The organism is Microcella sp. (assembly GCF_051860105.1).
Lineage (GTDB): Bacteria > Actinomycetota > Actinomycetes > Actinomycetales > Microbacteriaceae > Microcella.
On sequence record NZ_JBHYEO010000018.1, the window covers coordinates 15,546 to 35,749 of the forward strand.

Consider the following 20,204-nt stretch of genomic DNA (forward strand, 5'->3'; position numbering starts at 1 on the left):
GAGCATGTGGGTGCCCGCCTGCACGTCTGCCACCTGTCGACCGCGGGCTCTGTCGACGTGGTGCGCTGGGCGAAGGCCCGTGGCATCGCGGTCACGGCCGAGGTCACCCCGCACCACCTGCTGCTCACGGAGGAACTGGCGCGCGGCTACGACGCGCGCTTCAAGGTGAACCCCCCGCTGCGCCGCGACGAGGACGTCCACGCGCTGCGCGCCGCTCTCGCCGACGGCACGATCGACATCGTCGCAACCGACCACGCTCCGCACCCCGTCGAGGCGAAGGAGTGCACCTGGGCCGAGGCGGCCTTCGGCATGGTCGGCCTCGAATCGGCGCTCAGCGTGGTGCAGCAGGCCGTCGTCGACACGGGGATGCTCAGCTGGAGCGATGTCGCCCGCGTGCTGTCGACCGCTCCGGCGCGCATCGGGCGGCTCGACGGCTACGACCACCCGCTCGAGATCGGCTCGCCCGCGAACATCACCCTCGTCGACCCGGCGCATGCCCGTGCGTGGAGCACCGCCGATCTGCGCGGTCGCAGCACCAACACTCCGTATCTCGGCCGGCAGCTCCCGGGTCGCGTCGTGCACACCGTGCACCGCGGGGTGCTCACCGTCGATGACGGCGCGCTCGTCGAGCCCGAGGTCGTCGCGGCCGCTCACCAGGAGGTCGCCCGTGGATAGGCTGCTGCCCACCCTCATCATCGCCCTCGTCATCCTCGGGGTGTTCGCGCTCATGCTGCACGGCTGGGCGAGCCGCCGACGGCGGCAGTCGGACGTCGCCCGGCCCGTGCCGGCGCTCGAGGCGCTCGGTTCCGCATCCCTCGTCGCCGACGGCTGGTACGTTGCGACGACGGTCGCCGACGAGCCGCTCGAGCGCATCGCCGTGCACGGGCTCGGCTTCCGCGCCCGGGTCACCGCGGCGGTGCATCCCGAGGGGGTCGTGCTCGCTGTGCGCGGTCAGCGACCCATCCTGATCTCTCCGGCATCGCTGAGGGGTGCGGGCCGCGCCACCTGGACGATCGACCGCGTCGTCGAGCGCGACGGCCTCGTGCTCATCGGCTGGATGCTCGGCGACAGCCCTGTCGACAGCTACCTGCGCCTGCCCGACGCCGCTGAGGCTTCCGCCTTTGTCGCCGCGGTGCAGGCGCTCACCCCGGCCTCCGCCGACCATCCCGCAGAAGGAATCTCATCGTGACCACATCCCCGGCCGTGCTCGTGCTCGAGGACGGCACCCGGTACGTCGGGCGCCGCTACGGCGCCGAGGGCCGCACCGTCGGCGAAGCCGTCTTCGCCACCGGTATGAGCGGCTACCAGGAGACCCTGACCGACCCCAGCTATGCGGGCCAGATCGTCGTCATGACCGCGCCGCACATCGGCAACACCGGCATGAACGACGACGACCCCGAATCGCGTCGCATCTGGGTCGAGGGCTTCGTCGTGCGCGACCCCGCGCGACGGGTCTCGAACCACCGTGCCACGCGTAGCCTCGACGACGACCTCGAGGGCCAGGGCATCGTCGGCATCAGCGGCATCGACACACGCGCCCTCACCCGCCGCATCCGCGAGAGCGGGGCGATGCGCGCGGGCATCTTCTCGGGCGCGGAGGCAGCCCTGAGCGACGACGAGCAGCTCGCGATCGTGCGTTCGTCGGCCGAGATGACGGGCCGCAACCTCTCGGCCGAGGTCTCGGTCGACCACGCGACCGTCATCCCGGCGGAGGGGCCGTCGATCGGCCGCCTCGCGGTGCTCGATCTCGGAGTGAAGGAGTCGACGCTGCGGCAGCTCGCTCAGCGCGGCTTCGAGGTGCACGTGCTGCCGCAATCGGTCACCCTCGACGAGCTGCGCGCGATCCACCCCGTCGCGGTCTTCTACTCGAACGGCCCTGGCGACCCCGCGGCGAGCGCCGCGCACGTCGAGCTGCTGCAGGGCGTTCTGCGCGACGGGCTGCCCTTCTTCGGCATCTGCTTCGGCAACCAGCTGCTCGGCCGGGCCCTCGGCTTCGGCACCTACAAGCTGCCCTACGGCCACCGGGGCATCAACCAACCGGTGCTCGACAAGGCCACGGGTCGTATCGAGATCACGGCGCACAATCACGGCTTCGCGGTGGATGCCCCGCTCGAGGGCGTCGTCGAGAGCCCCGCGGGCTTCGGCCGCGTCGAGGTGAGCCACATCGGGCTCAACGACCAGGTGGTCGAGGGCCTGCGCGCGCTCGACATCCCGGCCTTCTCGGTGCAGTACCACCCCGAGGCCGCGGCCGGGCCGCACGACTCCACCTATCTGTTCGATCGGTTCCACGACATGGTCGTCGCCCACACCGGAAAGGCCACCGCCTGATGCCCAAGCGCGACGACATCACCAGCGTCCTGGTGATCGGCTCCGGCCCGATCGTCATCGGCCAGGCGGCTGAATTCGACTACTCGGGCACCCAGGCCTGCCGCGTGCTGCGTGCGGAGGGCATCCGGGTGATCCTCGTCAATTCGAACCCGGCGACGATCATGACCGACCCCGACTTCGCCGACGCGACCTACATCGAACCGATCACCCCGGAGGTCATCGAGGCGATCATCGCGAAAGAGAAGCCGGATGCGGTGCTCCCGACCCTTGGCGGCCAGACGGCCCTCAACGCGGCGATCGCGCTGCACGAGCGGGGCATCCTCGCGAAATACGACGTCGAGCTCATCGGTGCGTCGTTCGAGGCGATCCACAAGGCGGAGGACCGCCAGCTGTTCAAGCAGCTCGTGCTCGACGCGGGTGCCGACGTGGCCCGCAGCCACATCGCCCACACGGTCGACGAGGCCGTCGCCTTCGCCGACGACCTCGGCTACCCGCTCGTCATCCGCCCCTCGTTCACGATGGGCGGGCTCGGCTCGGGCTTCGCGCACGACCGCGAGCAGCTGATCCGCATGGTGACCGACGGCCTGCACCAGTCGCCGACCACCGAGGTGCTGCTCGAGGAGTCGATCCTGGGCTGGAAGGAGTACGAGCTCGAGCTCATGCGCGACAACGCCGACAACACCGTCGTCGTGTGCTCGATCGAGAACGTCGACCCCGTCGGCGTGCACACGGGCGACTCGATCACGGTCGCCCCGGCGCTCACGCTCACCGACCGCGAGTACCAGAACCTGCGCGACATCGGCATCCGCATCATCCGCGACGTCGGCGTCGACACGGGCGGCTGCAACGTGCAGTTCGCCGTTGATCCCGCGACGGGCCGCGTCATCGTCATCGAGATGAACCCGCGCGTCTCGCGGTCGAGCGCGCTCGCCTCGAAGGCCACGGGGTTCCCGATCGCCAAGATCGCGGCGAAGCTCGCGATCGGGTACCGGCTCGACGAGATCCCCAACGACATCACGAAGGTGACGCCCGCGAGCTTCGAGCCGACGCTCGACTACGTCGTGGTGAAGGTGCCGCGCTTTGCCTTTGAGAAGTTCCCGGGCGCCGACGTCGAGCTCACGACGACCATGAAGTCGGTCGGCGAGGCGATGGCGATCGGCCGCAACTACACGACCGCCCTGCAGAAGGCACTGCGCAGCCTCGAGAAGCGCGGCAGCAGCTTCCACTGGGCAGGCGAGCCCGGTGACAGGGATGCGCTGATCGCCGCGTCCCGCATCCCCACCGACGGCCGCATCGTGACCGTGCAGCAGGCGATGCGCGCCGGCGCGAGCATCGACGAGCTCTTCGCCGCGACCGGGATCGACCTGTGGTTCCTCGACCAGATGGCGCTCATCAACGAGGTGGCCGACGAGATCGCGGCTGCGCCGGCGCTCACCGCCGAGGTGATCCGGCATGCGAAGGATCACGGTTTCAGCGACGCCCAGATCGGCGAGCTGCGCGGCCTCGACGAGGGAACCGTACGCGCGGCCCGCTGGGACGCGGGCGTGCGGCCGGTCTTCAAGACCGTGGACACGTGCGCGGGCGAGTTCCCGGCGCTCACGCCGTACCACTATTCGAGCTACGACGACGAGACCGAGGTCGCGCCGAGCGCCGCCCGCAAGGTGGTCATCCTCGGCTCCGGGCCGAACCGCATCGGCCAGGGCATCGAATTCGACTACTCGTGCGTGCACGCGAGCTTCGCCCTGCGTGACGCCGGGTTCGAGACGATCATGATCAACTGCAACCCCGAGACGGTCTCGACCGACTACGACACGAGCGATCGCCTCTACTTCGAGCCGCTCACGCTCGAAGACGTGCTCGAGGTGATCCACGCCGAGTCGGCGACGGGCGAGCTCGTCGGCGTCGTCGTGCAGCTCGGCGGCCAGACCGCGCTCGGCCTGGCGCACGGGCTCGAGCGGGCGGGCATCCCGATCCTCGGCACGAGCCCCGACGCGATCGACCTCGCGGAGGAGCGCGGGGCCTTCTCGCGCATCCTCGACGCGGCCGGACTCACGGCGCCGCGCAACGGCACGGCGACGGATGTCGACAGCGCCGTGCAGATCGCCGAGGAGATCGGCTATCCGGTGCTCGTGCGGCCGAGCTTCGTGCTCGGCGGCCGCGGCATGGAGATCGTGTACGACAGCGCGAGCCTCGTCGGCTACTTCGACCGGGTGAAGGATCAAGCGATCATCGGCCCCGAGCTGCCGCTGCTCGTCGACCGGTTCCTCGACGACGCCGTCGAGATCGACGTCGACGCGCTCTACGACGGCGACGAGCTCTACATCGGCGGCATCATGGAGCACATCGAGGAGGCCGGGGTGCACTCGGGCGATTCGGCGTGCACCCTGCCGCCCGTGACGCTCGGAGCCTCCGTGATCGACCGCGTGCGCGAGGCGACGCGCGGCATCGCCGCGGGCATCGGCGTGCGCGGGCTCCTCAACGTGCAGTTCGCGATCGGCGCGGGCGTGCTCTACGTGCTTGAGGCCAACCCGCGCGCCTCGCGCACCGTCCCCTTCGTGTCGAAGGCGCTCGGCATCCCGCTCGCGAAGGCGGCGTCGCTCGTCATGACCGGCCGCAGCATCCGCTCGCTCGTCGGCGACGGCCTCCTGCCGGCGGGCGACGGCTCGAGCGTGCCGCTCGACGCCCCCGTGGCCGTCAAGGAGGCAGTGCTGCCGTTCAAGCGCTTCCGCACGCGCGAGGGCGTCATCGTCGATTCGGTGCTCGGCCCCGAGATGCGCTCGACCGGCGAGGTCATGGGCATCGACCGCGACTTCCCGCGCGCGTTCGCCAAGAGTCAAGACGCGGCGTACGGCGGGCTGCCGAAGCAGGGCGTCGTGTTCGTCTCGGTGGCCGATCGCGACAAGCGCGCCGTCGTGCTGCCGGCCCTGCGCCTGCACCAGCTCGGCTTCGAGCTGTGGGCCACGGAGGGCACGAACGAGGTGCTCGCGCGGTATGGCATCGCGGCGCGCGTCGTGCGCAAGCACAGCGGGGCCGACGACGGCGAACCGTCGATCGTCGACCTCATCAACGCGGGCGAGGTCGACATCGTCATCAACACGCCCTCGGGCCGCTCGGCGCGTGCCGACGGCATCGAGATCCGCACGGCGACCGTCGCGGCCGACAAACCGCTGTTCACGACGATCGCCACCGTCGGCGCGGCCGTCGCCTCGCTCGAGACGGCGACGGAGCCGGTGTCGGTGACGAGCCTGCAGGACTACGCGATCGCGCGGGCGGCTCGAGCATGATGCCCTTCGGCGATCGCCTGCGATCGGTCGTGGATGCCCACGGCCGGTTGTGCCTCGGGATCGACCCGCACGCCTCGCTGCTGCGGCAGTGGGGGCTGCCTGACGACCCGCAGGGCGCGCGTTCGCTCGCCATGACCGCGCTCGAGGCGGCGCACGGCCGGGTCGGCATCGTGAAGCCCCAGGCCGCCTTCTTCGAGCGTTTCGGTGCAGCGGGCTACGCCGTGCTCGAGGACGTCATCCGGACAGCACGGCAGGGCGGGTTCCTCGTGATCGCCGACGTCAAGCGCGGTGACATCGGATCGACGGCGGCCGCGTACGGCGAGGCCTGGCTCGCACCGGGATCCCCGCTCGAGTCGGATGCGATGACGGCGGTGGCGTATCAGGGTCTCGGCTCGCTCGACCCCGTCATCGAGCTCGCCGAGCAGCACGGCAAGGGTGTCTTCGTGCTCACCGCGACCTCCAACCCCGAGGGGCGCGAGGTGCAGCAGTCGGTGAGCGGCAGCGGCCGCTCGGTCGCGGGTCAACTCGCCCGCGACGTCGCCGTGCGCAACGCCGGCGCCAGCGGCTGGGGGTCGATCGGCGTCGTCATCGGCGCGACCGAGCCCATCACGACGAGCGGCATCGATCCCGTGCTCCTGCAGCACACACCGGTGCTCGGGCCGGGGTTCGGCTACCAGGGCTCGCGGCTGAGCGAGCTCGCGAACGTGTACGGTGTCGCCGCCGGCTCGGTCATCCCCACGGTCACCCGCAGCGTGCTCTCCGCCGGCCCCGACGGTCTCGCAGCGGCGCTCGATGCCCACCGGGCGGAGCTCACGGCGTGACGACGCCGATGCCCGAGGTCGACCGCGCGGCGGCATCACGCGCGGCGGTCGCCGCCCGTCGCGCTCGAGCGGTCGTGAAGGATGCGGTCCGCTCCGGTGAGCGCAGCGCGCTCGAGGTCGCGGAGCAGGCGTGGGGCGCGCCCGATGGCCCTGAGGCCGGGATGCGCGTCGCCGAGCTGCTGGGGACTCTGCGAGGGCTCGGCCCCCGGCGCGTCGACGCCGCGCTCGAGATGCTGGGCATCTCGCCCGTGAAGCGGCTCGGGGGTCTGGGTCACCGCCAGCGCACCCGCCTGCGCGCCTGGTTGCGTGCGCGCGAGGCCGGGGCGGGTCGTGGGCGCCTCGTGGTTCTCGCGGGCCCGACCGCCGTCGGCAAGGGCACCGTCTCCGGCTACATCCGGCAGCACCATCCCGATGTGCTCCTCAGCATCTCTGCAACAACGCGCGCACCGCGGCCGGGGGAGCAGAACGGCGTGCACTACTACTTCGTCGACGATGCCGGCTTCGACGCGCTCATCGAGCGGGGCGAACTGCTCGAGTGGGCGGTCGTGCACAACGCGTCGCGCTACGGCACCCCGAAGCCGCCTGTCGAAGCCGCTCTCGCCGCGGGCCGCAGCGTGCTGCTCGAGATCGATCTGGCCGGTGCACGACAGGTGCGCGCGGCGATGCCGGATGCCGTTCTCGTGTTCCTCCTTCCTCCGAGCTGGGAGGAGCTCGTGCGTCGCCTCCTCGGCCGCGGCACGGAGTCTCCCGAGGAGCAGGCGCGCCGCCTCGAGACCGCGCGGGTCGAGCTCGCGGCGCAGGACGAGTTCGACGAGCTCGTCGTGAACGATGATGTGCGCCGTGCGGCGCAGGAGGTCGTAGACTTGCTCATAGTGCCCAGCGGCGGAGCGCGCCCACCGGGTCGCGCCGGCTCGGCCCGCTAGACCAGATCGCCGAGCAGAGCACGGCGCCGCAACGAGAGCGAGACACCCATGGCTGACAAGAACTCGGGCATCATCGAGCCCCCCATCGACGAGCTGCTGTCGAAGGTCGACTCGAAGTACCAGCTCGTCATCTTCGCCTCGAAGCGTGCTCGCCAGATCAACGACTACTACGCCGATCTGCACGAGGGCAGCCTGTTCGACAACGTCGGCCCCCTCGTCGATTCCACGGTCGACGACAAGCCGCTCTCAGTCGCGCTGCACGAGATCAACGAGGACAAGCTCGTCCTCACCCGCCTCACGGACTAGGCGCTCACCGGCATGACCGCCCCGATGCCGGATGCTGCGGGTCGACTCACGGTCGTGCTCGGCATCACGGGCGGGATCGCGGCGTACAAGGCCGTGGGCGTCGCACGGGCCTTCGTCGTGGCGGGGCATGACGTGCACGTCGTCGCGACGGAAGGTGCCCTGAAGTTCGTCGGCCGCCCGACTCTCGAGGCCATCAGCCGGAATCCTGTGCACACCGACCTCTACGAGGGTGTCGCCGAGGTGCGGCACGTGGCTCTCGGGCAACGCGCCGATCTCGTCGTGATCGCTCCGGCGACCGCGCACACGATCGCCTCGCTCGCCACCGGACTCGCGGGCGACCTGCTCGGCACGACCGTGCTCGCGAGCTCAGCCCCGCTCGTCATCGCTCCCGCGATGCACACGGAGATGTGGGAGCATCCGGCGACCGTCGCCAACATCGCGACCCTGCGGTCGCGCGGGGTGACGATCGTCGGACCAGACTCCGGCCGTCTCACGGGCACCGACGTCGGACCGGGCCGTATGTCAGAGCCGGAGGAGATCGCGGCCGCCGCGCTCGCGGTGGTCGGACCGCGCGATCTCGTCGGCCGGCGCATCCTTATCTCAGCGGGGGGCACTCGCGAACCCCTCGACCCGGTGCGGTTCCTCGGCAACCGGTCGAGCGGACGCCAGGGGGCCGCCCTCGCACGAGCGGCTCTTGCACGCGGCGCGGCCGTGACGCTCGTCGCGGCCCATCTCGAGGTCGATGCCCCGGCGGCCGCGACCCTCGTCGAGGTGGGCACTGCGGCGGAGCTCGATGCGGCCATGCGCGAGCATGCGGTGAACGCCGACATCATCATCATGAGCGCCGCTGTCGCCGATTTCCGCCCCGTCGCGATCGCCGAGGGCAAGATCAAGAAGGACGCCGTGGGGGAGACCCTGACCCTGAGCCTCGAGCGCACCCCCGACGTGCTCGCGGGGCTCGCCTCGAGCCGGCGACCGGGCCAGCGCATCGTCGGCTTCGCGGCCGAGACCGAGCCGGACGATGCGCGTCTGCTGCAGATCGGTGCGGAGAAAGCGGCACGGAAGGGCGTCGATCTGCTCGTCGTCAACCGGGTCGGCTGGGCCGAGGGCTTCGGGTCCGCGACCAATACCGTCATCGTGCTCGACGGCGCCGGTAACGTGGTTGCGCGCGCCGCCGGAGACAAGGCGTCGGTGGCGCACCGTATCCTCGACCTGCTCGCGTAGCCGCGCATCCCGGAGGATGCCGCCTCCATCGATCCATCACACCAGGAAGACGCTCATGACCGCGCTGCGACTGTTCACCTCCGAGTCGGTCACCGAGGGGCATCCCGACAAGATCTGCGACCAAATCTCCGACAGCATCCTCGACGCCCTCCTCGAGGTCGACCCGCACAGCCGGGTCGCCGTCGAGACCCTCGTCACGACCGGTCTCGTCCACGTGGCGGGAGAGGTCACGACCAGCGGCTACGTCGATATCCCCGGCATCGTGCGCACGCGCGTGACCGACATCGGCTACACCTCGAGCGACGTCTGGTTCGACGGCCGCTCGTGCGGCGTCTCGGTCTCGATCGGCGAGCAGTCGCCCGATATCGCGGCCGGAGTCGACGCCGCCTTCGAGGCGCGCGAGGGCTCGAGCACCGATGCGGGCGACGTGCAGGGGGCCGGGGACCAGGGAATCATGTTCGGCTACGCGACGACCGAGACCCCTCAGCTGATGCCCCTGCCGATCTGGCTCGCGCACCGTCTCGCTGAGCGTCTCGCGGCGGTGCGGAAGGAGGGCGTACTCGACTACCTCGCGCCCGACGGCAAGACCCAGGTGACGATCGGGTACGAGGGTGCTGTGCCGCGCACGGTCGAGACGGTCGTGCTGTCGACTCAGCACCTGCCCGCGGTCGCCACCGATCAGCTGCGCGAGGAGGTGCGACGCACGGTCATCGAGCCCGTTCTCGCGGACGCCGGATTCGACCCGAGCTCGCCCCGGGTGCTCATCAACCCCACCGGTCGGTTCGAGATCGGCGGGCCCCAGGGCGATGCAGGTCTCACCGGCCGCAAGATCATCGTCGACACCTACGGTGGGGCCTCGCGGCACGGCGGGGGAGCATTCTCGGGTAAAGACCCGTCGAAGGTCGACCGCTCGGCCGCCTACGCGATGCGCTGGGTCGCGAAGAACGCCGTCGCGGCCGGGCTCGCCGATCGGCTGGAGGTGCAGGTCGCGTACGCGATCGGCACAGCCGCCCCCGTCGGTCTCTACGTCGAGACCTTCGGCACCGCGCATGTCGATGAGCAGCGCATCATCGAGGCGATCCGCACGGTCTTCGATCTGCGGCCCGGTGCGATCATCCGCGATCTCGATCTGCTGCGCCCCATCTACGCGCAGACCAGCACCTACGGCCACTTCGGTCGCGAGCTGCCCGACTTCACGTGGGAGCGCCTCGACCGCGTCGACGCGCTGCGCACGGAGGCCGGTCTCTGATCGTGCCGCCGGCATCCATCGCCCGGGTGCTGCTCGATTCCCCCCTGCCTCAGCTCGACCGGCTGTTCGACTACCGCATCCCTGAGCGGTGGCGCGAGCAGGCCGTCCCGGGTGTGCGCGTGCTCGTCCCCTTGAGGTCGGCCGGTCGGCAGGCGAAGGGGTACATCGTCGAGGTGGCCGACGAGGTCGGCTACGAGGGGGTGCTGAGCGAGCTCGATGAGGTCGTGTCCCCTGCCGCGGTGCTCGACGCCGGTGTGTGGCGCCTCGTGCGGCGTGCGGCGGATCGCGCAGCGGGGGTCGCGAGCGACCTTGTGCGCGTGGCCGTTCCGCCCCGGCAGGTGCGCGTCGAGAAGGCCTGGTTGGCGCGCCGCGCCGAGTCGGATGCCGCTGCGCGGGCGAGGGATGCCGCGCGGCCCGTCGCCCCGCCGATCAGCGGGTACGCCCCCGATGCCGTGGCCGCCGCGCTGCGGTTCGACGCCGTGCCCCTCGCGATGGTTCCGGGAGGAGACGCGGCCGATGGCCGTCGCATCGCGCTCACGGGCATCCCGCATCCCGTCGAGATCGCCCCCGATGTGTGGGTGCCGGCCGCCGTGCGCACGCTCGCCGAGCTCGCGGTCGCGACCCTCTCCGCCGGCCGAAGTGCGATCGTCAGTGTTCCCGACTACCGCGACCTCGACCATCTCTCGACGTGCCTGGCACTTCTCGCGGGGCCGGACGATACCGCGCGCATCGACGCGACCCAACCCGCCGCCGATCGCTACCGTGCGTTCCTGCGCACGCTCGAGCCCCGACCCGTCATCGTGATCGGCAACCGGTCGGCGCTGCTCGCGCCCGCTCCCGCGCTCGGGCTCGTCGCGGTGTGGGACGACGGCGACGGGCTGCACGTCGAGCCGCACGCTCCGGGCGTCCACAGTCGCGATCTGGCACTGCTGCGGCAGGAGGAGACGGGATGCTCGCTCGTGCTCGCCGCCCACGCGCGCAGCACCGATGTGCAGCGGCTCGTCGAGTTGGGCTGGCTCACCGCAGTCGAGCCGCTCGGCCGTTGGCGCCGCCGCATCACGCCGACCGCGCAGCAGACCGGGGGTGACGAGGCGCGCGGGCGGATCCCCTCCTCAGCCTGGCGGGCGGTGGCGGATGCCCTGCAGCAGGGTCCGGTGCTCGTGCAGGTGGCCCGCCCCGGGTACGCCCCGCGCATCGCCTGCACCGAGTGCGGGGAGACAGCGCGATGCACGTCGTGCCGCGGGCCCCTCGGCATCCCCCGAGCGGGCGCTGCAGCCTCGTGCCGCTGGTGCGGCGCCCTCGCGGTGGGATGGCGCTGCGCGACCTGCGACGGCGAGCGGTGGCGCACGGTCGGCCGCGGTTCGGCACGGACCGCCGACGAGCTGGGCCGCGCCTTCCCCGGCGCTCGGGTCATCGTCTCCGACGGCGAGACCCCCGTGCAGTCGGCGCCCGGAGGGCGCACGCTGGTCGTTGCGACGCGCGGCGCTGAGCCCCTCGTCGCGGGAGGCTATCGCGCGGTCCTGCTGCTCGACGGCGAGGGAATGCTGGCGCGCGAGAGCCTCCGCGTCATCGAAGACTGCGTGCGGTGGTGGTGCAATGCCGCGGCGCTCGCGGCACCCGACGCTCCTGTGCTGCTCGTCGGTGTCGGGGGCGCCGTGGCGACAGCGCTGGCGACGGGGCATCCGGAGCGCATCGCCGCCGCCGAGCTCGGCGACCGGCGACTGCTCCGGTTCCCGCCCGCGGTCCGGGTGGCGGCACTCGCGGGCACGCCCGAGGCGGTCGCGCGCGCCACGGCATCGCTCGCCGATCTCGAGGGTGTCGATGTGCTCGGTCCGATCGAACTCGATGAAGGGCGCGTGCGGGCCATCGCGCGCTTCGACTACGCCCGCGGTGCCGAGGTTGCCGTTCGTCTGAAGGCCGAGATCGTTCGCGGGGCCACGGCTCGCATAACGCGCGTGCCGGGTTCGCCTCCTCGCCGTCGCGTGCCCGCACTGCGGGTGCGCTTCGACGACAGCGAGCCGTTCGACGACCCCGGTGCGAGGCCGCTCGCGTGAGTCGGGCGCGGCCGTCATCGCACGGCCGCGGTCGGGCCGAGAGCGGGCATCCGGTTGAATGGGGTCATGACCGCTCTGCGTCTCATCGTCGCCGGCAGCCCCGCCGCGGCCGTTCCGACCCTGACGGCGCTCGCGGCGACCGAGCATGAGATCGTGCGCGTCATCACCCGACCGGCCACGCCGCAGGGCCGGAAGCGGGTGCTCACGCCCACGCCGGTCGCGGTGGAGGCGGAGCGCCTCGACCTCCCGGTGATCACCGCGCGACGACTGAGCGAGATCGGGCACGAGCTGCTGACCCTGACGGTCGATCTGGGGGTCATCGTTGCCTTCGGCGCCCTTGTGCGGGAGCCACTGCTGAGCTGGCCGCGCCTCGGCTGGATCAATCTGCACTTCTCGCTGCTGCCGCGATGGCGCGGGGCGGCTCCCGTGCAGCATGCCGTGATCGCGGGTGACGCGCAGACCGGGGCGACCGTCTTCCAGCTCACCGAAGGCCTCGACGAGGGCGACTGGTACGCCCGCCTGACCACTCCCATCGGCGCCCACCGCACCGCGGGCTCGCTCCTCGACGAGCTGAGCCGTTCGGGCGCCGATCTCGTGCGCGAGGTCGTCGACTCCCTGGCAGCGGGCACTGCGGTCGCGCAGCGGCAGCAGGGCGCGGTGACCGTCGCTCCCAAGCTCGGCCGCGATGATGCCGCACTGCGGTGGACCGAGCCCGCGGAGGCCGTGCACGCGAGACTGCGCGGCGTGACGCCCGAGCCCGGCGCCTTCACGCTGTGGGGCGATCAGGCGATCAAGGTGCTCGAGGCGGCGATCGCGCGGGATGCCGCGGCACTGCCCGCGGGCACCGTGCGCCGCGAGGGCGGCCGGGTACTGGTCGGCACGGCCACGCAACCGCTCGAGCTGCTGCGCGTGCAGCCCGCCGGGAAGCCCGCGATGGCGGCGGCAGACTGGGCTCGCGGGCTGCCGGCTGATCGTGACCCGGTGTTCTCGTGACGTCCCGCGAGCAGTCGGACGGCTCGAAGGCGCGAGCGCGCTCGACCGCGACGCCGCGCCAGGTGGCCTTCGACGTGCTGCGCGCGGTCGCGGCCGACGATGCCTATGCGAACCTGCTGCTGCCGACGCGTCTGCGCCGCGCCCGGCTGACGGGCGCCGATGCCGCCTTCGCGACCGAGCTCACGTACGGCACGCTGCGTCGCCGCGGGCACTACGACCGGATCATCGCGCGCGCCGCGGGGCGCGACATCGCGGCGATCGACCCTGTGGCGCTCGATGTGCTGCGCCTGGGAGCGCACCAGCTGCTCGGCATGAGCACTCCGGCGCATGCCGCCGTCGGCGAGACCGTCGAACTCACCCGTCGGGCCCGTGCGGCGCGCACGACCGGATTCGTCAACGCCGTCCTCCGCACGATCTCACGGGATGATGACGCCACGTGGACCGCGCGTCTCCTGGAGGGGGTCACCGACCCCGACGAGCGCAAGGGCATCGCCCACGCGCATCCGGCCTGGATCGTCCGCGCACTCCGCTCCGCCCTCGCTCGTGAGGGGCGCGAGAGCGAGCTCGACGACCTGCTCGTCGCCGACAACGCCCCGCCGAGAGTCACGCTGGTGGCGCTGCCCGGGCTCAGCACGGCCGAGGCGCTCGGCGACCGGACGCGCTTCTCGCCGGTCGGGGCCCGCTCCGCCGCAGGTGACCCGGCAGCGCATCCGATTGTGGCCGTCGGCGCGGCGAGGGTGCAAGACGAAGGCTCGCAGCTCGCCGCGCTCGCCCTCAGTCGCGCACGCCCGATCACGGCGGGGGAGCGCTGGCTCGACGTGTGCGCCGGTCCGGGGGGCAAGGCAGCGCTGCTCGCCGCCGAAGCGCGAGCGGGTGGTGCGATGCTCACAGCCAACGAGCTCGTTCCCGCGCGCGCCGAGCTCGTGCGCCGCGCCCTGCGCGCCGTCGATCCGACGGTCGAGGTGCGGGTCGAGGACGGCCGTGATCTGGCATCCCGTCACCCTCGGGAGTTCGATCGCATTCTGCTCGATGCCCCGTGCACGGGCTTGGGAGCCCTGCGTCGTCGACCGGAGGCGCGATGGCGGAAGGGCGAGAACGATGTCGGCCCGCTCGCCGCGCTGCAGGCCGCTCTGCTGCGCAGCGCGCTCTCGGCACTCCGACCCGGGGGAGTGCTCGCCTATGTCACGTGCTCTCCGCACCCCGACGAGACGACGGCGATCGTGGATGCCCTCCTCGCCGAGCACCCCGCCGACGTCGTCCCGCTCGACGCGCGGACCGTGCTCGCCGGCATCACGCGCACCCCGCTCGACCTCGGCGAGCTCCCGAACGGGGCCGCGCAGCTCTGGCCGCACCGGCAGGGAACCGATGCGATGTTCATCCAGTTGCTGACCCGTCGCTGAGCAGCCCTGGCTCCGAGCGGCGCGCGGCGTGCACGCGCCTGCGTCGCTACGCTGGCGACGTGACCGTGCGCATCAACCCGAGCATCCTCTCGGCCGACTTCGTCAACCTGCAGCGCGATGTGGAGCGCATCGCGAGCGCCGACCTCGTGCACGTCGACGTCATGGACAACCATTTCGTGCCGAACCTCACGTTCGGGCCGCAGATGGTGGGCCGGCTGCAGGCGATCGCGCCGATCCCGCTCGACGTGCACCTCATGATCAGCGACGTCGACCGGTGGGCGCCGGGGTATGCCGAGCTCGGCGCGTTCTCGGTGACCTTCCACGCCGAGGCGGCTGACGACGTCGTCTCGACCGCGCGGGCGCTGCGCGACCGCGGCAGTCGAGCGGGCCTCGCCGTCAAGCCGGGCACCGACATCGAGCCCTACCTCGATCTGCTGCCCGAGTTCGATCAGGTTCTCGTGATGACCGTCGAGCCGGGCTTCGGAGGCCAGTCGTTCATGCCGGAGACGATGCCGAAGCTCCGCGCGCTGCGGCAGGCGGTCGATCGCCACGGCCTCGACGTGTGGCTGCAGGTCGATGGGGGCATCACACTCGACACGATCCGCGTCGCGGCCGAGGCCGGCGCCGACACCTTCGTCGCGGGCTCGGCCGTGTACGGGCGCGACAGCGTCGAGGCGGCCATCGTCGAGCTGCGCGCCGCGGCCGAAGCGCACGCGCACGGAACGCCCGGCCAGGTCTGATTGGATGGTGGTATGAGCCAGAACACGAAGCCCGAGATCGACTTCTTCGAGGGCCCCGCGCCCACCGACCTCGTCATCACCGACCTCGTCGTCGGCACCGGCGCCGAGGCCGCTCCCGGATCGACCGTCGACGTGCACTACGTGGGCGTCGAATTCGAGACCGGCGAGGAGTTCGACGCCTCGTGGAATCGCGGGTCGTCGATCAACTTCCCGCTCGGCAGCCTTATCGCGGGTTGGCAGAAGGGAATCCCGGGCATGAAGGTCGGGGGCCGCCGTCAGCTGGTGTGCCCGCCCCATCTCGCCTACGGCCCCGCCGGTGGCGGGCATCGCCTTTCCGGCAAGACCCTCGTGTTCGTCATCGACCTGCTGGGCGTCTCCTAGACGGCCGTCCTCCCGGCGCCGGGCCGGTAGCCTGGGCCAGTGAAGACTTTCGACGCCCTGTTCGCCGAGCTGAGCGAGAAGGCGCGCCTGCGCCCCGAGGGCTCGGGCACCGTCGCGCAACTCGATGCGGGCATCCATGCGATCGGCAAGAAGATCGTCGAGGAGGCCGCGGAAGTCTGGATGGCCGCCGAGTACGAGAGCGACGAGTCGACGGCCGAGGAGGTCTCGCAGCTTCTGTACCACCTGCAGGTGCTCCTCGTCGCGAAGGGCCTCACGCTCGACGACGTCTACAAGCACCTCTAGACCACCCCGCCGCCCCGACCGGGCGCGCCGTCACCGAAGAGACCAGACCATGCTGAGAATCGCGGTACCCAACAAGGGATCGCTCTCCGAGACCGCCGTCGAGATGCTCGTGGAAGCGGGGTACGCGGGTCGTCGCGACCCGCGCGCCCTCACGGTCGCCGACCCGCGGAACGGGGTCGAGTTCTTCTACCTGCGTCCGCGCGACATCGCGACCTACGTCGGTTCGGGCGCGCTCGACGTCGGCATCACGGGCCGCGATCTGCTGCTCGACTCCGGCTCGGCCGCCGTCGAGATCCAGCCCCTTGATTTCGGCGACTCGACCTTCCGGTTCGCCGCCCCTCCCGGCACGGTCGCCGAGCTCGCCGACCTGGCCGGCACGCGCGTTGCCACCAGCTACCCGGGTCTCGTCGGCGAATTCCTCGCGCAGCACGGCGTGACGGCGCAGCTGATCCGTCTCGATGGCGCGGTCGAATCCGCCGTGCGCCTCGGGGTCGCTGATGCCGTCGCCGACGTCGTCTCGACGGGCTCGACTCTGCGCGCTCAAGGCCTCGAGATCGTCGGCCCGGTGATCCTCGAGTCGACGGCGGTGCTGATCAGCGCCCAGCCCGAGCGTGCCGGCATCGCGACCCTGCAGCGTCGACTCCAGGGCGTGCTCGTCGCGCGGCAGTATGTTCTCATCGACTACGACCTGCCGCGCGAGCTGCTCGAGCGCGCGCAGGCCATCACGCCGGGGCTCGAATCGCCGACGGTGTCGCCGCTCGCCGACGGCTCGTGGGTGGCGGTGCGCGCGATGGTGCCGCGCGACGAGACGAATCACGTCATGGACGCGCTGTACGACCTCGGTGCCCGCGCCATCCTCGTCAGCTCGATCCACGCCGCCCGCATCTGATGGCCGTCTCCGTCCGGGTCATCCCGTGCCTCGACGTCGCCGCGGGCCGCGTGGTCAAGGGGGTCAACTTCCTCGATCTGCGCGACGCCGGCGACCCGATCGAGCTCGCGCGCACCTATTACGAGCAGGGTGCCGATGAAGTGACGTTCCTCGATGTGAAGGCCACGGTCGACAACCGCGCGACGATGCTCGATCTCGTGCAGGCCACGGCCGAGCAGGTCTTCATCCCGCTCACCGTCGGAGGAGGGGTGCGCACGGTCGACGACGTCGCGCGCCTGCTCGCGCACGGCGCCGACAAGATCGGCGTGAACAGCGCCGCGATCAGCCGCCCGCCGCTCATCGACGAGATCGCCGATCGCTTCGGCGCGCAGGTCTGCGTGCTCTCGCTCGATGTCACCCGCGATGCCGCGGCGCCCAGCGGATTCGTCGTGACCACGCACGGCGGGCGCGAGCGCACGCGCATCGACGCTATCGACTGGGCCCGCGAGGCTATCGAGCGGGGTGCCGGCGAGCTCCTCCTCAACTCCATCGATGCCGATGGCACCAAGACCGGCTTCGATCTCGAGCTCATCGCGGCGGTGGCCGACGTGTCGACCGTGCCGGTCATCGCGTCGGGCGGCGCGGGGGCTCTCGAGCACTTCGCCCCCGCGGTGCGGGCGGGTGCGCACGCCGTGCTCGCCGCGAGCGTGTTCCACAACGCCGAGCTCACGGTCGGCCAGGTCAAGGATGCGCTGCGCGCAGAGGGGATGAGCGTGCGATGAGCGAGCTCGATATCGACGCCGTGCTGGCCAGGGTGCGCTTCGACGGCGCCGGGCTGCTGCCCGCCGTCATCCAGCAGCACGACTCGCGCGAGGTGCTCATGGTCGGCTGGATGGATGCGGAGGCGGTGCGCCGCACTCTGACGGAGGGTCGCGTGACCTTCTGGAGCCGGTCGCGGCAGGAGTACTGGCGCAAGGGCGACACGAGCGGGCACGTGCAGCATGTGCGCGGTGCTGCGCTCGACTGCGACGGCGACACCCTGCTCGTTCAGGTCGAGCAGGTCGGGGTGGCGTGCCACACCGGGGCGCGCTCGTGCTTCGACGTCGACCCGCTCGACCCGACGATCGGCGCGGCGGCGTGACGACGACGACTCGCGATGAGTTCGCGCAGCAGCTGCGCGAGGCGCGTGTGGTGCCGGTCATCCGCACGCTCTTCGCCGACGCGCTCACGCCCGTCGGCCTCTACCGCTCCCTCGCCGAGGGCCGCACGGGCACCTTCCTGCTCGAGTCGGCCGAGCAGGGCGGCATCTGGTCGCGCTACTCGTTCGTGGGCGTGCGCTCGTTCGGCGTGCTGACCGAGCGCGAAGGCGCCGCGGTGTGGATCGCGGGCTCCCTCGATGCCGAGCGCGCCTTCGGCGGCACCCTTTTCCCCACGACGCTCGCGGCCCTCGACGCGCTCTACGCCCGCTGGCGCTCTCCCGAGAACCCCGCGCACCCTCCGCTCACGGGCGGGCTCGTGGGCTTCATCGGGTGGGATGCCGTGCGGCAGGTCGAGCACCTGCCCGATGCGCCGCCGAGCGACTTCCCCTGCCCCGAGCTCGCGATGGTCTTCGTCAGCGAGCTGATCGTCATGGATCACCGGCAAGGCACCGTCTCGCTCATCGCGAGCGCCCTCGGCGACGGCGTCGACGACGAGGAGACGCTGTGGGCGGATGCCCAGCGCCGGCTCGACGCGCTCGAAGCTGCTCTCGCCGCGCCTGCCGAGCCGAGCATCGCGCGCATCGACCTCGACGCCGCACCGATGGCGCACCATCGCTCGACGCCCGCCGAGTTCCTCGCCGCGGTCGAGCGGTCGAAGGAGTTCATCCGCGACGGCGATGTGTTCCAGGTCGTGATCGGGCAACGATTCGACCACGACCTCACCGCGAGCCCCCTCGACGTGTACCGCGTGCTGCGCGCCCTCAACCCGTCGCCCTACATGTATGCGCTCGCCCTCGAGACCGCCGACGGCAGCCCCTATGCGATCGTCGGGTCGTCACCCGAGGCGCTCGTGAAGGTGACCGACGGCCGCGTCTACACGCACCCGATCGCGGGCTCGCGGCCGCGCGGTGACACGCCCGAGCGCGACAGCGAACTGGCGGAGGAGCTGCTGGCCGACCGCAAAGAGCAGGCGGAGCACCTGATGCTCGTCGATCTCGGTCGCAACGATCTGTCGAAGGTGTGCAGTGCGGGCACCGTCGAGGTCACCGAGTTCATGCAGGTCGAGCGCTTCAGCCACATCATGCACCTCGTCTCGAGCGTCGAGGGCGATCTGCGCGACGACGTCACGCCGATCGATGTCTTCCGCGCCACGTTCCCGGCCGGCACCCTCAGCGGTGCCCCCAAGCCGCGGGCGCTGCAGATCATCGACGAGCTCGAGCCCGCGCGCCGCGGGGTGTACGGCGGCGTCGTCGGCTACTTCGCGTTCTCCGGCGACCTCGACCTCGCCATCGCGATCCGCACCGCCTACCTCGCCGACGGCGTCGCACGCGTGCAGGCCGGGGCCGGGCTGGTGGCCGACTCGGTTCCCGAGGCGGAGTTCCAGGAGACCCTCTCGAAGGCCGCGGCCCCTCTGCGGGCCGTGGTGATCGCGAACGCGCTGCAGAGGCCGGGCGCGTGACCGGGGCCCGCTCGGAGGACGACCTCGAGGGCGCCGTGCCGACGGGGGAGGGCGCGACCGAGCGCCCCGGATCACGCCGCGTGCGCACCCTGGCGCTCCTGCTGCCGGTCGCCGCCGCCGCCGTGGCGTTCCTCGCCTGGTCGCAGGTGTGGGTCTCCGTGGTGCTCGATGACGGGCGCCCCGTCGTCGCAGCGGGGGATGCCGCTGCCCCGGCCGTGCCGCCGTTCGCGATCGCCGCCCTGGCGCTCGTGGGCGCTCTCGCTCTCGCCGGTCCGGTCTTCCGCGTCGTCCTCGGCCTCCTGCAGGCGCTGCTCGGCCTCGGCATCACGGTCTCCGGGGCAGCCGCGCTCGCGGATCCGCTCACCGCCGCGCTCGCGCCGCTCACCGAGGCGACGGGGATCGATGGGGTCACCGGGGTGAGCGCCCTCGTGGCTGAGATCTCCGTCTCGATCTGGCCCGGCATCGCGATCGCCGCCGGTGCCGCCGCCCTCCTGATCGGCATCGGAATCGCGCTCACGGCATCCCGTTGGCCGCAGCGCACCCGTCGCTACGATGCGGTGCGCCTCGCCCCGACGGGCGACGGTGATCGTGTCGACCGGCTCGACGCGTGGGACGCGCTGAGCGACGGCGACGACCCGACGGCACGATAGACTCGACCGCAATCGACCGACC

Annotated in this window: 20 protein-coding genes; all 20 read left to right on the forward strand. The window is 71.7% G+C overall.

Features of this window, described 5'->3' with window-relative positions; translation table 11 throughout:
* Positions 1–675, forward strand: a 675-nt coding sequence (locus ACTIE9_RS10230) for an amidohydrolase family protein (RefSeq protein ID WP_439565474.1), incomplete at its 5' end; no start/stop codon positions are given.
* Positions 668–1,189 (forward strand): PH-like domain-containing protein, encoded by a 522-nt coding sequence (locus ACTIE9_RS10235; protein ID WP_439565475.1) that lies wholly within the window; start codon positions 668–670, stop codon positions 1,187–1,189. The genes ACTIE9_RS10230 and ACTIE9_RS10235, both read left to right, overlap by 8 nt.
* A complete protein-coding gene (carA, locus tag ACTIE9_RS10240) occupies positions 1,186–2,328 on the forward strand; it encodes a glutamine-hydrolyzing carbamoyl-phosphate synthase small subunit (protein WP_439565476.1) in 1,143 nt (380 codons plus the stop codon). Before ACTIE9_RS10235 ends, carA begins: the two co-directional genes overlap by 4 nt.
* A complete protein-coding gene (gene carB, locus ACTIE9_RS10245) occupies positions 2,328–5,612 on the forward strand; it encodes a carbamoyl-phosphate synthase large subunit (protein WP_439565477.1) in 3,285 nt (1,094 codons plus the stop codon). Before carA ends, carB begins: the two co-directional genes overlap by 1 nt.
* The gene (gene pyrF / locus ACTIE9_RS10250) at positions 5,609–6,433 is read left to right on the forward strand and encodes an orotidine-5'-phosphate decarboxylase (RefSeq protein WP_439565478.1); all 825 of its coding nucleotides are present in this window, start codon (positions 5,609–5,611) and stop codon (positions 6,431–6,433) included. Before carB ends, pyrF begins: the two co-directional genes overlap by 4 nt.
* A gap of 8 nt (positions 6,434–6,441) precedes the next feature.
* Complete coding sequence (gene gmk / locus ACTIE9_RS10255; protein ID WP_439565495.1) at positions 6,442–7,356, forward strand: guanylate kinase; 915 nt, start codon at positions 6,442–6,444, stop codon at positions 7,354–7,356.
* A 48-nt stretch (positions 7,357–7,404) separates the two neighbouring features.
* Entirely contained in the window at positions 7,405–7,662 is a 258-nt protein-coding gene (rpoZ, locus tag ACTIE9_RS10260) for a DNA-directed RNA polymerase subunit omega (protein ID WP_293168195.1), read from the forward strand.
* Between the two features lie 12 nt (positions 7,663–7,674).
* The gene (coaBC, locus tag ACTIE9_RS10265; RefSeq protein WP_439565479.1) at positions 7,675–8,886 is read left to right on the forward strand and encodes a bifunctional phosphopantothenoylcysteine decarboxylase/phosphopantothenate--cysteine ligase CoaBC; all 1,212 of its coding nucleotides are present in this window, start codon (positions 7,675–7,677) and stop codon (positions 8,884–8,886) included.
* Positions 8,887–8,941: 55 nt separating this feature from the next.
* Positions 8,942–10,135: a methionine adenosyltransferase gene (gene metK / locus ACTIE9_RS10270; RefSeq protein ID WP_439565480.1), complete on the forward strand. Its 1,194-nt coding sequence runs from the start codon at positions 8,942–8,944 to the stop codon at positions 10,133–10,135.
* 2 nt (positions 10,136–10,137) lie between these two features.
* Entirely contained in the window at positions 10,138–12,189 is a 2,052-nt protein-coding gene (locus ACTIE9_RS10275; RefSeq protein WP_439565481.1) for a primosomal protein N', read from the forward strand.
* A 75-nt stretch (positions 12,190–12,264) separates the two neighbouring features.
* On the forward strand, positions 12,265–13,182 hold the full coding sequence (gene fmt, locus ACTIE9_RS10280) for a methionyl-tRNA formyltransferase (RefSeq protein ID WP_439565496.1): 918 nt from the start codon (positions 12,265–12,267) through the stop codon (positions 13,180–13,182).
* A complete protein-coding gene (locus tag ACTIE9_RS10285; RefSeq protein ID WP_439565482.1) occupies positions 13,179–14,582 on the forward strand; it encodes an RsmB/NOP family class I SAM-dependent RNA methyltransferase in 1,404 nt (467 codons plus the stop codon). Before fmt ends, ACTIE9_RS10285 begins: the two co-directional genes overlap by 4 nt.
* 59 nt (positions 14,583–14,641) lie before the next feature.
* Positions 14,642–15,322 (forward strand): ribulose-phosphate 3-epimerase, encoded by a 681-nt coding sequence (rpe, locus tag ACTIE9_RS10290; RefSeq protein WP_439565483.1) that lies wholly within the window; start codon positions 14,642–14,644, stop codon positions 15,320–15,322.
* A 12-nt stretch (positions 15,323–15,334) separates the two neighbouring features.
* Positions 15,335–15,703 (forward strand): FKBP-type peptidyl-prolyl cis-trans isomerase, encoded by a 369-nt coding sequence (locus ACTIE9_RS10295; RefSeq protein WP_255159491.1) that lies wholly within the window; start codon positions 15,335–15,337, stop codon positions 15,701–15,703.
* Positions 15,704–15,742: 39 nt separating this feature from the next.
* Complete coding sequence (locus ACTIE9_RS10300; protein WP_439565484.1) at positions 15,743–16,006, forward strand: phosphoribosyl-ATP diphosphatase; 264 nt, start codon at positions 15,743–15,745, stop codon at positions 16,004–16,006.
* 49 nt (positions 16,007–16,055) lie between these two features.
* Positions 16,056–16,895, forward strand: a complete 840-nt coding sequence (gene hisG / locus ACTIE9_RS10305; protein ID WP_439565485.1) for an ATP phosphoribosyltransferase — start codon at positions 16,056–16,058, stop codon at positions 16,893–16,895.
* Positions 16,895–17,656 (forward strand): imidazole glycerol phosphate synthase subunit HisF, encoded by a 762-nt coding sequence (gene hisF, locus ACTIE9_RS10310; protein WP_439565486.1) that lies wholly within the window; start codon positions 16,895–16,897, stop codon positions 17,654–17,656. The genes hisG and hisF overlap by 1 nt, the downstream gene beginning before the upstream one ends.
* A complete protein-coding gene (hisI, locus tag ACTIE9_RS10315) occupies positions 17,653–18,015 on the forward strand; it encodes a phosphoribosyl-AMP cyclohydrolase (protein ID WP_439565487.1) in 363 nt (120 codons plus the stop codon). Before hisF ends, hisI begins: the two co-directional genes overlap by 4 nt.
* Complete coding sequence (locus tag ACTIE9_RS10320) at positions 18,012–19,532, forward strand: anthranilate synthase component I (protein WP_439565488.1); 1,521 nt, start codon at positions 18,012–18,014, stop codon at positions 19,530–19,532. Before hisI ends, ACTIE9_RS10320 begins: the two co-directional genes overlap by 4 nt.
* Positions 19,529–20,182: a Trp biosynthesis-associated membrane protein gene (locus tag ACTIE9_RS10325; protein WP_439565489.1), complete on the forward strand. Its 654-nt coding sequence runs from the start codon at positions 19,529–19,531 to the stop codon at positions 20,180–20,182. The genes ACTIE9_RS10320 and ACTIE9_RS10325 overlap by 4 nt, the downstream gene beginning before the upstream one ends.
* The last annotated feature ends 22 nt before the right edge of the window (positions 20,183–20,204 follow it).

Excerpts from the sequence above, each read along its gene's own strand:
- hisG (WP_439565485.1), top strand. The coding sequence starts at position 16,056 with ATGCTGAGAATCGCGGTACCCAACAAGGGATCGCTCTCCGAGACCGCC.
- gmk (WP_439565495.1), top strand. The coding sequence starts at position 6,442 with ATGCCCGAGGTCGACCGCGCGGCGGCATCACGCGCGGCGGTCGCCGCC.
- hisF (WP_439565486.1), top strand. The coding sequence starts at position 16,895 with ATGGCCGTCTCCGTCCGGGTCATCCCGTGCCTCGACGTCGCCGCGGGC.
- coaBC (WP_439565479.1), top strand. The coding sequence starts at position 7,675 with ATGACCGCCCCGATGCCGGATGCTGCGGGTCGACTCACGGTCGTGCTC.
- rpoZ (WP_293168195.1), top strand. The coding sequence starts at position 7,405 with ATGGCTGACAAGAACTCGGGCATCATCGAGCCCCCCATCGACGAGCTG.
- carB (WP_439565477.1), top strand. The coding sequence starts at position 2,328 with ATGCCCAAGCGCGACGACATCACCAGCGTCCTGGTGATCGGCTCCGGC.
- hisI (WP_439565487.1), top strand. The coding sequence starts at position 17,653 with ATGAGCGAGCTCGATATCGACGCCGTGCTGGCCAGGGTGCGCTTCGAC.
- ACTIE9_RS10295 (WP_255159491.1), top strand. The coding sequence starts at position 15,335 with ATGAGCCAGAACACGAAGCCCGAGATCGACTTCTTCGAGGGCCCCGCG.
- pyrF (WP_439565478.1), top strand. The coding sequence starts at position 5,609 with ATGATGCCCTTCGGCGATCGCCTGCGATCGGTCGTGGATGCCCACGGC.
- metK (WP_439565480.1), top strand. The coding sequence starts at position 8,942 with ATGACCGCGCTGCGACTGTTCACCTCCGAGTCGGTCACCGAGGGGCAT.